This window comes from Amphibacillus marinus (assembly GCF_900110345.1).
GTDB lineage: Bacteria > Bacillota > Bacilli > Bacillales > Amphibacillaceae > Amphibacillus_D > Amphibacillus_D marinus.
Genome location: NZ_FODJ01000028.1, coordinates 1 through 1,554, shown reverse-complemented (window position 1 = coordinate 1,554; position 1,554 = coordinate 1). Strand labels below are relative to the sequence as shown.

Below are 1,554 nucleotides of genomic sequence, written 5' to 3'. Positions count from 1 at the left end.
GGTCAAGGTGGTAAGCTTAACGCCTTAGCGCTATGGAAGAAGATACGCGAGAACATTGGGTTGAGTAAGCGAGCGCGTCAGGCTTCGAATTTTAAGGAGTATGTGAAGAAGGAACAGGTTGTTTTGAATGGTGGAAAGAAAGTCAGCGGAGCTAACGTGCCAAATCCGAATATTGGAGTGGTTCAATCAAGAATTAATATTGCGAATGGTCCTACAAGATTTAGTACTTCTAATAATGCTGGTTTTAATCATGTTGTAGACAGGCATTTTAATGTCAATAGAAATGCTGGACAATTTACAATTAGTCAGGATAAGTTAAAAAATATTTTATCAAGTAAGAGTACAGTAAATATCCCTGTTAAGGAAATTACAGGAAATCAATTTGAAAGAATAATTGATATTGGAGAAATAGCTGGTACGATAAAGCCCAGTATACCTAATGTAGGAGGTCAAACAACATCTTATATTCGGATAATAACAGATAAGGCTGGAAACCTAGTCACTGCGTATCCGATACCAAAACCATAGGAGGACAATAATGAACGATGAAATAGTTCAGTTGTATAAAGAATTTGATAAAAATGATTTATCATTTTTTTTTGAAAAACTGATTAAATTTATAAGTAAGTATGACAAGGTTTTTAGAAATTACGTTTTTGAGAATAGTTTGAATGTTGTTAAAAAATTTAAAGAATATGAGTTTTATATGGGAACTACTGATGATAATTTAGAAGGACTTGCTTCATTTTATGCTAAAGAAATGGTAGGAGCTAGTGAAAAAGAAATTTGTGGTAATGTAATTCATATGGTTTGGGATATTGCCACGTTTATGACGGAAGAATTGTGTCCAAGTTGTCAAGATTCTTATTTAAAGATTGTGTCTTCAACCGATCAAAAAACTATCTATAAAAGCTGTGACAATTGTTTGATTACTATCAAAAATGATGAATTTATAGAAAGACCAGAAGAAATGATTCCTGCAACGAAAAAACAAGTGAATATTATTATGGAAAAGTAATAGATTAAAAAAGATCACTTTACTATCTGATTGGAGTCAACTAGTAAAGCCTTGACTAGTAAGCATAACCACACTAATCAAGCTGCTAATAGCTAACAAAAAGCTAGCTCTAAGGATGCACGGATTCAGCACGACTTAATTGACGGGGGGAAGCTCTACTTGCCGATTAGGAGCAATGCGGGAGATTATACTATTGATGTGTCGATTGGCATTCACCAAATGGCAGTGGAGCTATCCTATCTTTTAGCCGAATTATTAGCGGTTATGCCCACATTATTTTATTTCATAGGAGTTAAATCAAACACTATTTCATATGCATAAAAGCTGCTTTCTTAAACAGGAAGCAGCTTTTATGTCTTTAAGACATAAATGGTGAAGTCATGATGCTTTTTATGGTGGCATGCCTTAAACTAAAAGGAGGAGAAGCTCAGGTGGTAACCTGTGTCAATATGGCGGAAGTTCGAGACTTTCGGGATGATACCCGTGCGTTATGCCGTGAGGTACGTAGTGATTTACAGGTAATTCGTCGCTCACTT

At 35.1% G+C, this 1,554-nt stretch carries 1 protein-coding gene and 1 pseudogene; both read left to right on the top strand.

Annotated elements, in window-relative coordinates; genetic code table 11:
• Positions 1–528: pseudogene (locus tag BM000_RS16565) on the top strand (hypothetical protein); the annotation flags it as partial.
• A gap of 10 nt (positions 529–538) precedes the next feature.
• Positions 539–1,018, top strand: a complete 480-nt coding sequence (locus tag BM000_RS16560; RefSeq protein WP_091500444.1) for a hypothetical protein — start codon at positions 539–541, stop codon at positions 1,016–1,018.
• The last annotated feature ends 536 nt before the right edge of the window (positions 1,019–1,554 follow it).

What these genes read in the sequence shown, in the direction of transcription:
- BM000_RS16560 (WP_091500444.1), top strand. Translation starts at nt 539, where the DNA reads ATGAACGATGAAATAGTTCAGTTGTATAAAGAATTTGATAAAAATGAT.